The organism is Pedobacter sp., from assembly GCF_045627485.1.
Lineage (GTDB): Bacteria > Bacteroidota > Bacteroidia > Sphingobacteriales > Sphingobacteriaceae > Pedobacter.
Window position 1 is genome coordinate 1 of sequence record NZ_JAZQNU010000142.1, and the last position, 8,836, is coordinate 8,836.

Genomic DNA, 8,836 nt, shown 5'->3' on the forward strand with positions numbered 1-8,836 from the left:
GGGTTTGTAATTCGTATAAAGCTTTCAGCTTTTGCTCTACAGTTTGTTCCATTAAATGAAATAATTTATGGGGTTTGTATTATGCTCCGTTAAACGGATTGCAAAGTTAGGAAATTTTTCTTGAATAATTTCAACCAACAAGTTTGATGTAAATTGTTCACTTTCAAAGTGTCCGATATCTGCAATCATCAATTTTTTATCCGCATCAAAAAATTCATGGTATTTAAAATCGCCGGTAATAAATACATCGGCATTGGCCGCTAAAGCGTCTGGCAATAAAAAACTTCCAGACCCGCCGCATACGGCTACGCGCCTGATCTTTTTCGGTAAAGCTTGAGTATGCCTGATCACCTGAACGTTCATTTTGTCCTTTAAAAAGCTTAAAAACTCCGGCGCATCCATCCCTTGCTCCAGCCATCCCACCATGCCAGCACCTACCTGTTGCATTTTATTATCCAAAGAGTAAATGTCGTAAGCCACTTCCTCATAAGGATGGTTTTCTAACAAAGCAACAATAATCCTACGTTCATCCTGGGCCAGAAAGATCGTCTCTATTCTAACTTCCGGCTCCTCATGAAGTACGTTTTTCTCTCCTACGAAAGCATTGGTATGATCATTACCTTTAAAAGTGCCATACCCGTCAGAATTAAAACTGCACTCACTGTAATCTGAAATCTGACCGGCACCAGCGTGAAATAGCGCAGCGCGTAACTGCGGCGCTTGTGCATGGGGACAAAAAGTAACGAGTTTTTTTAAAAGGTTAGCTTTAGGACGCAAAATTCTCGGATTTTTTAAGCCTAAACGTTTACAGATCTCACCACTTACGCCATTGTGCACATGGTCCAGGTTGGTATGGATTGCATATAAGGCAATATCATTTTTGATGGCCTTCATCACTACTCGTTCAATATAGCTTTTGCCGTTTAGCTTTTTTAGCCCTTTGAATACAATAGGATGGTGCGTAACGATCACATTAAAACCATGAAGCATAGCTTCATCTACAATATCTTCTGTACAATCAAGCGCAACCAGTACACCCGTTACCTCCATTTCAGCTTGTCCTACAATTAATCCAGCGTTGTCATAGTCCTCCTGGTAATTTAATGGTGCATAACTTTCCAGAAATCTTGTTAATACGGCTAACTTCATTAGGTAAAATTACATTAATTTTCCCATTTTAATCATCTGTAGGCTTTCAAATACCATACGTTGATTATATTCGAAAGTAAGGGTTTTATAATTTATTAAATCGATGATTGTTCCAATAAAACATAAACCGGCAGTAAAGAAATAAAGGATGCCCATGCCAATCTGGTTGAGCAAAAACCTCTGTAATCCGGGTACAAAGAAACCAAGGGCACAATACAACACCATATCATCGGGATTTCTTCTTTTACTGCTGTAAATCATTAAAAATCCCCTTAATTGTGCTTCACTAAATCCTGTCGTAGCAGCCTGTAAATACGAATATTCATCGGGCGTAATACCCGGTAGCATCATAAATGGTGAATTATACATATCTCTCCTCCTTATTCTCAATTTTATTACGGCTGCTATACAACCTCCGTGTCAACGTTACAATGCGGTAACCCAAAATCATCAGCGCAGGTATCCCAAACCAATGTTGCCTCCAGCTGGCTTGTACATCGCCATGAAACAAATGAGTAATAGACCTGCCAATTCCACAACCCGGGCACCAGCTTAAACCCATATTGGCCAGCGGACAAAATGTGAAATGCCCCTTTTCATGATGCCCTGCTGGGGAAGAACCCGCGAGTATTACCAAAGCAACAATCCAAAGGATCAGTTCTACAGGTATTTTCGGTCGCGTCATCATCATTTCTTTACATTTTAGATTGATTTCTAGACCCATTGTTACAGGATAGCGATTCTTAAATCTTACCTTTGTATTGTGAACATCCGCGACCTGATTAACAGATATAAAACAGATGAGCGCATTGTCGCATTGGCCAAGGCCCTTAACGGCCCTAAAGGTAATAAAGTTCAACTAAAAGGTTTAGTGGGCTCTGCCGATGCTACAGTTGCAGCAGCCATTTATTTCTTACTGCATAAACCTCAGCTTTTCATTTTGCCAGACAGGGAAGAGGCCGCCTATTTCCTGGCCGACCTGGAAAACCTTCTGGAAAAAGAAGTATTACTCTTCCCATCGTCTTTTCGAAAAGCATTCGATTTTACACAAATTGACACCGCAAACGTGTTGGGCAGGGCAGAAGTACTCAATGAACTGAACCACCAGTCGGAATTTGGAAAAATTGTGGTCACCTATCCCGAAGCACTTGCCGAAAAGGTAATAGACCGTTCTGTGCTGGAAAAAAACACGCTGGAAATAAGCGTAAATACTAAATTAGGCATTGAATTTATTAATGAGTTCCTGATCGATTACGACTTTTCACGTACTGATTTTGTATATGAACCCGGACAGTTTTCTATTAGAGGTGGAATCGTTGACATCTTCTCTTTTTCGCACGACCTGCCATACCGTATCGAGTTCTTTGGCGATATTGTAGAGAGCATCCGGACCTTCGAAATTGAATCCCAGCTTTCCGTGGAAGACGTAAAAAGCCTAACGATCATTCCCAACGTACAATCTAAATACCTGACGGAAAACAACATCAGTCTGCTGGACTATATTGAAAAAGATACCCAGTTATGGTTTAAAGACGTAGAATTTACGCTTGATATCGTTAATAGCGGCTATAAAAAAGCTGTTGAACTTTGGAAGGCATTGCCTGAGAAGGAGAAATACGAAAATCCCGACTGGATTAACCCAAAATATGGGTTTACAGACCATAAAATGCTTGGAGATATTCTTCAGGACTTTTACCTGGTAGAATTTGGAAAACAGTTCTTTTATAAAACAGAAGAGGTTATTGCTTTCGATACTAAACCTCAACCTTCCTTTAATAAAGATTTTAACCTGCTTATTCATAACCTGAAAGAGAATGAGAAGCAGGGTATACATAATTTTATCTTCAGCGGCTCTTCCAAACAAACGGAACGACTTTATGCCATTCTTGAAGACATCGATAAATCTGCCAAATTCACACCAGTCCACCTCGCTTTAAGAGAGGGTTTTGTAGATCCACAGCAACATTTTGCTTTTTACACCGACCACCAAATATTTGACCGCTTTTATAAATATAAACTCAAAAGAGGGTACCAGCGTAGTCAATCCATTACCTTAAAAGAATTACGTGACCTTAAACCTGGCGACTTTGTTACGCATATCGATCATGGAATAGGTAAATATGCAGGGTTAGAAAAGGTAGAGGTTAACGGAAAGACACAGGAAATGATCAGGCTTGTATATGCTGATAACGATTTACTTTATGTCAACATCAACTCCCTGAACCGAATAGCTAAATACAGTGGTAAAGATGGTACGGCACCCAAACTTAATAAACTAGGCACAGAAGCCTGGGAGAAGCTCAAAAAAACTACTAAAAAAAAAGTTAAAGACATTGCCAGAGACCTGATTAAGCTTTATGCCCTCCGAAAATCACAGGTTGGGACCGCATTTCAGCCCGATGGCTATATGGAAACGGAACTCGAGGCTTCATTTATCTATGAGGACACCCCTGATCAGGAGAAAGCCACCAATGATATCAAAAAAGACATGGAAGCGCCTCATCCAATGGACAGGCTTGTCTGTGGAGATGTAGGGTTTGGTAAAACTGAAATTGCTATACGAGCGGCTTTTAAAGCCGTTGCCAATGGCAAACAAGCTGCTGTATTGGTACCTACGACCATTTTGGCTACACAACATTTCAAAACCTTTTCACAGCGTCTAAAAGAATTTCCGGTTACCGTCGATTACATTAACCGTTTTAAAACTAATAAACAGATTAAAGAGACGCTGGCAAAACTAGCCGAAGGTAAAGTTGATATCATCATTGGTACCCACCGTTTGCTCAGTAAAGATGTAAAATTCAAGGACCTGGGTATCATGATTGTTGATGAGGAACAGAAATTTGGAGTGTCTTCGAAAGAAAAATTAAAAGCGCTGCGGGTTAATGTCGATACACTTACTTTAACCGCTACACCCATACCACGAACACTGCATTTCTCCCTAATGGGTGCCAGGGACTTAAGCATCATCAATACGCCACCGCCTAACCGGCAAGCTGTAAATACGGAATTACATGTTTTTAATGAGAAACTGATACAGGAAGCTGTACAGTTTGAATTGGATCGTGGTGGTCAGGTATTTTTTATCCATAACCGGGTAAACGACCTGCCTCAGCTAGGTGGAATGATCCAAAGACTGGTTCCTAAGGCCAGGATTGGTATAGCGCATGGGCAGCTTGACGGTGACGCCCTTGAAGACGTTATGCTTGATTTTATCAATGGTGAAAAGGATGTTTTAGTGGCTACAACTATTATTGAGGCTGGACTTGATATTCCCAACGCCAATACCATCATCATTAACCATGCACATATGTTTGGATTAAGTGATTTACACCAGATGCGGGGCAGGGTAGGGCGTTCAAATAAAAAAGCCTTTTGTTATTTATTGAGTCCCCCTTTATCCACCCTAACCTCAGAAGCCAGAAAGCGTCTCAGCGCGATTGAGGAGTTTTCAGACCTTGGAAGCGGTTTTAACATCGCAATGAGAGATTTAGACATCCGGGGTAGTGGAAACCTCTTAGGAGCAGAGCAAAGTGGCTTCATTGCAGAGATAGGCTTCGATATGTATCATAAAATTCTGGATGAAGCCATCCAGGAGTTGAAATCAGATGAATTTAAAGACCTGTTTAAAGAGGAACCTCAAAGGCCTTTTGTAAACTTTACACAAATTGATACTGACCTGGAATTGTATATTCCGGATGATTACGTCACCAACATAACCGAAAGGTACAATCTATACACCGAACTTTCCAAAATAGAGAACGAAACAGAATTAAAGGCTTTTGAAGCGTCACTTAAAGACCGCTTCGGACCGGTACCTAAACCTGTTAAAACCATGTTAAGTGTGTTACGGCTTCAATGGGTGGCCAAAAAACTCGGGTTTGAAAAACTAAGTTTCAAAAAAGGAGTAGTGCGTGGTTATTTTATCTCTGATAAGCAAAGTGCTTTCTTTGATTCCGTGATGTTCAATAAAATATTGCACTTTGCGCAGATGCACCCACGTCTATGCAATTTAAAAGAGGTTAAAAACTCCCTTAGAATAGCTTTTGAGAATTTAAATACCGTAGATGAAGCTGTCGAGATGCTCAATATGGTCGCAGAATAATAATCTTATACCATGAACCCACAACTTCTCAAGGACCTGGTAAGCATGCGCATGCCTTATGGAAAACACAAGGGCTGGATCTTATGCGATCTGCCCGAACCTTACCTGGTATGGTACCACAGCAAAGGCTTTCCAAAAGGGAAATTAGGCGATTTGCTGGGCACCTTGTATGAAATTAAACTCAACGGACTGGAGTTCCTGCTCACACCCTTGAGAAAGGCCAGATAAGGCCTCTATTTTAAAATTAAGTACAAATAGGTAAATACAATCGGCGCACCTATTAAAAGTCCGTCAAAACGATCTAATAAGCCCCCATGGCCAGGTAACAAGGTTCCTGAATCTTTTACATTCAGGCTTCGTTTTAACATGGATTCAACCAGGTCGCCAAGTGTCCCAAAAGATACAACCAGCACAGCCATGCCCATTAATACTGGGGCAGAAAGTTCGGTAAAAATCAAAGAGATGATGTATGCTACCAGTACGCTTGTAAATACACCCCCGAAAAAGCCCTCCCATGATTTTTTAGGTGAATGGCGCTCAAACAGCTTGGTTTTACCTAGTTTTCTTCCAAACAAATAAGCTCCTGTATCACTTGCCCATAACATGAGTAAAAAAGCCAGCGGTAAATGGAAGTTAAATTCCTGTTCTGTAAAGGCAAAGCCCAACGCATAAAAAAAACAAAATGGAACGGTTACATAAATTATCCCCGCAAAGGTATAGGCGATGCTGGTAAACGGATTATCCTGATGCTGGTAAAGCGTAATCACGAATACACTGAACATCAATGGAATAAGCAATACAAAATAACTGCTCTCCAGGTTCCAGAAACAGATACTTGCAGTAATTAAAAACACCGCAGCACTGATGGCTAAGCCCAGGCCTTGATGTGCCTTGATACCTGCCGTTTTAATCAAATTATAAAATTCCCTAAGGGCAAGCAAACTAAGTAATAAATAGAAAATTGTAAACGCATAGGGTCCTAAAAACACAGATCCCAGCATAACCAGGGTAAAGAAGAACGCGGTAATTGCTCTAGTCTTCATTATAAGTCGTTTTCTTTAATGTACGCCGATGCTTTTTCCATATCCTCAGGCCTTACAAGGATAGTTAACAATCCAAACGACCGGTATGAAGAGTCCTGTTGATTAAGCACAACCGCAGGAATTTCATTTTCTACCAAGGCTTGTTTGATTATCTCTGCTGTAATCGCATTTTCTGTGGTGTATACCTTAACCCAGTTGTTTTCCATAATTAGTTTTGTTTTTAAAATATATTAATAAATAGATGCCTGCCACCAGGCTGATTACATATCCGTACCATGGCGTGTTTAAAGTGGCATCTGTTTGGTTTAATGGCATATTGTTGGCTTGCAGGTACCAGGCATAACATACCGCATAGGCATTGTTTATAAAATGAGCAAAAATGGCATACCAGAGGCTACCCGTCCAAACGTAAATGTATCCAAATAGGGCTCCTAATAACAATCGTGGTAAAAATCCATAGAACTGCATATGTATAGCACTAAATAGGAAAGCTGCCAACCATATGGCCACATGAGGGTTATTAAACATTCGGTTAAAAGCACGTTGTACGCCTCCTCTAAACATTAATTCTTCAGCAACGGCCGGAACAAGGGCAATCGTAAATAAATTAATAAGAAAGTCTCCAAATCCATTAACTTTTAAAAATAGATAGGTCATTCGCATGGCTTCAGACTCTTTAGCTTTCATCCATCGCTCTATAGATTTTAAAAAATCCGGAAAATGCATTTTCTGGTTCCATAAGGCGGTCCACTCCATAAAAGGCATGGTCACTACCATAATTAAAAAAACCAGGGCCAGCAAATTCAGGGTTGGCTTTTTAAAACCATAGAATTTTGTGATTTTTATTCTTTCGGTTAAAGCTAAACACACAGGAGGGGCTAAAAACAACCCAATAGAAGAGAGAATCTGGAAAACTTTTAATCCGTTCAGGTATTTTCTATCCCCCTCAGCAAGTGCATTCATATCCATTAATACCCCTTCTCCATACAGAAAATAAAGTACGATAAAACCAATCACGGAACTGATTAAAATTCCAGCCAAGGCAAAACCACAAAGCATAAGTAATTGTAAATAAGCACTATTTTCAGGCTTTTCTTGGTATGGGAAATTCATTATTCGTATTATTTGTACCTTTGTACTTTAAATTTTGGTTTGAAGATAGAAAAATGTCTGTAAAGATAGGAAATATAGATTTGGGAGCCTTCCCATTATTGCTTGCACCGATGGAAGATGTAAGCGATCCTCCATTTCGTTTTGTATGTAAACAAAGCGGGGTTGACATGATGTATACCGAGTTTATTTCCTCAGAGGGATTAATTCGGGATGCCGCAAAAAGTCGCCAGAAACTTGATATTTTTGAGTACGAAAGACCCATAGGTATACAAATTTTTGGCAGTGAAATTCCACATATGCGCGAAGCCACAGAAATCGCTTCCCTGGCTAATCCAGATCTCATAGATATCAATTATGGTTGTCCTGTTAAGAATGTAGCCTGTAAGGGAGCAGGTGCTAGTTTGTTACAGGACATCGATAAAATGGTAAAAATGACCGATGCAGTTGTTCGCGCTACACATTTACCTGTTACTGTTAAAACACGTTTGGGCTGGGACGACCATACCAAAAATGTCGATGAAGTGGCAGAACGCCTGCAGGACATCGGTATTCAGGCTTTAACCATTCATGGTCGTACCCGTTCTCAAATGTATAAAGGCCAGGCCGATTGGAGCATGATTCGCGATATTAAAAGAAATCCGAGAATAAAGATCCCTATTTTCGGAAATGGCGATATTGATAGTCCACAAAAAGCTGCAGATTGGCGACTAGAATATGAAGTAGACGGCATAATGATTGGCAGGGCAGCCATTGGATACCCTTGGATTTTCAGAGAAGTGAAATATTTCTTTGAAACCGGAAAATTTCTAGCTGGCCCTACTGTTGAGGAGCGCGTTAATGTTTGTAGAACTCATTTTGAAAAATCATTAGCATGGAAGGGCCCGAGAGTAGGTATATTCGAAATGAGACGCCATTATGCTAATTATTTCAAAGGTTTACCAGATTTTAAAGGGTATAGAATGCAGCTTGTTAAAGAAGAAAATATACAGGTGATTCACGAAATACTCGACGAAGTGGCAGACAAGTACCAACATTTAGAAACACAGTCTGAAATGGCTTGATTTTTGAAATCTTAAATTTAAATTATCAACAAAATGGTCATAGCAATTACTCAGGACGTAAAAATTTCAGTTGAAACCATCTATCAAGATGAGTATTCTAATCCTGCGCTCAATAACTATATGTTTGCCTACCGCATTGAAATTGAAAACCTTTCGGAATATACGATACAGTTAAATAGACGTAAATAAGTCGGATCGTAGCCATGTCGTTCTGTGAGCCAAGGAGTTGTCCCTCTCTATTGTCTTCCTAAGACCGCTTGGCCTCCGACTTGTATTCTAATCCTGCGCTCAATAACTATATGTTTGCCTACCGCATTGAAATTGAAAACCTTTCGGAATATACGATACAGTTAAATAGACGTAAA

11 protein-coding genes are annotated in these 8,836 nt (G+C 40.0%); 5 read left to right on the forward strand and 6 right to left on the reverse strand.

Annotation, left to right across the window (positions count from 1 at the left end):
- Positions 1-51: 51 nt before the first annotated feature.
- Genes ACR2F3_RS11180 through ACR2F3_RS11190 form a run of 3 tightly spaced genes read right to left on the reverse strand, consistent with a single transcriptional unit; the run spans position 52 to position 1,840 of the window.
- Positions 52-1,149, reverse strand: a complete 1,098-nt coding sequence (locus ACR2F3_RS11180) for a Nif3-like dinuclear metal center hexameric protein (protein ID WP_432710059.1) — start codon at positions 1,147-1,149, stop codon at positions 52-54.
- A gap of 9 nt (positions 1,150-1,158) precedes the next feature.
- Positions 1,159-1,500 (reverse strand): TM2 domain-containing protein, encoded by a 342-nt coding sequence (locus tag ACR2F3_RS11185; RefSeq protein WP_432710060.1) that lies wholly within the window; start codon positions 1,498-1,500, stop codon positions 1,159-1,161.
- Between the two features lie 10 nt (positions 1,501-1,510).
- Complete coding sequence (locus ACR2F3_RS11190) at positions 1,511-1,840, reverse strand: DUF2752 domain-containing protein (protein WP_432710061.1); 330 nt, start codon at positions 1,838-1,840, stop codon at positions 1,511-1,513.
- A 72-nt stretch (positions 1,841-1,912) separates the two neighbouring features.
- On the opposite strand from ACR2F3_RS11190, the gene mfd reads away from it, so the two are divergent.
- A complete protein-coding gene (gene mfd / locus ACR2F3_RS11195; RefSeq protein ID WP_432710062.1) occupies positions 1,913-5,254 on the forward strand; it encodes a transcription-repair coupling factor in 3,342 nt (1,113 codons plus the stop codon).
- Between the two features lie 12 nt (positions 5,255-5,266).
- Positions 5,267-5,482 carry a DUF3820 family protein gene (locus ACR2F3_RS11200; protein ID WP_432710063.1) on the forward strand — a complete coding sequence of 72 codons (216 nt, stop codon included), beginning with the start codon at positions 5,267-5,269 and terminating at the stop codon, positions 5,480-5,482.
- Positions 5,483-5,487: 5 nt separating this feature from the next.
- On the opposite strand, the gene ACR2F3_RS11205 is transcribed toward ACR2F3_RS11200, so the two are convergent.
- Genes ACR2F3_RS11205 through ACR2F3_RS11215 form a run of 3 tightly spaced genes read right to left on the reverse strand, consistent with a single transcriptional unit; the run spans position 5,488 to position 7,410 of the window.
- The gene (locus ACR2F3_RS11205) at positions 5,488-6,297 is read right to left on the reverse strand and encodes a phosphatidate cytidylyltransferase (RefSeq protein ID WP_432710064.1); all 810 of its coding nucleotides are present in this window, start codon (positions 6,295-6,297) and stop codon (positions 5,488-5,490) included.
- Positions 6,297-6,503 (reverse strand): DUF2007 domain-containing protein, encoded by a 207-nt coding sequence (locus ACR2F3_RS11210; RefSeq protein WP_432710065.1) that lies wholly within the window; start codon positions 6,501-6,503, stop codon positions 6,297-6,299. Before ACR2F3_RS11210 ends, ACR2F3_RS11205 begins: the two co-directional genes overlap by 1 nt.
- Positions 6,484-7,410 (reverse strand): CPBP family intramembrane glutamic endopeptidase, encoded by a 927-nt coding sequence (locus ACR2F3_RS11215; RefSeq protein WP_432710066.1) that lies wholly within the window; start codon positions 7,408-7,410, stop codon positions 6,484-6,486. Before ACR2F3_RS11215 ends, ACR2F3_RS11210 begins: the two co-directional genes overlap by 20 nt.
- 53 nt (positions 7,411-7,463) lie before the next feature.
- Here ACR2F3_RS11215 and dusB point away from each other — a divergent pair, with 53 nt between their 5' ends.
- The 3 genes from dusB to ACR2F3_RS11230 all read left to right on the forward strand — a co-directional run.
- Complete coding sequence (dusB, locus tag ACR2F3_RS11220; protein WP_432710067.1) at positions 7,464-8,471, forward strand: tRNA dihydrouridine synthase DusB; 1,008 nt, start codon at positions 7,464-7,466, stop codon at positions 8,469-8,471.
- 33 nt (positions 8,472-8,504) lie between these two features.
- Positions 8,505-8,660 carry an ApaG domain gene (locus tag ACR2F3_RS11225; RefSeq protein WP_432710068.1) on the forward strand — a complete coding sequence of 52 codons (156 nt, stop codon included), beginning with the start codon at positions 8,505-8,507 and terminating at the stop codon, positions 8,658-8,660.
- Between the two features lie 80 nt (positions 8,661-8,740).
- Positions 8,741-8,836, forward strand: a 96-nt coding sequence (locus ACR2F3_RS11230) for an ApaG domain (protein WP_432710069.1), incomplete at its 3' end; no start/stop codon positions are given.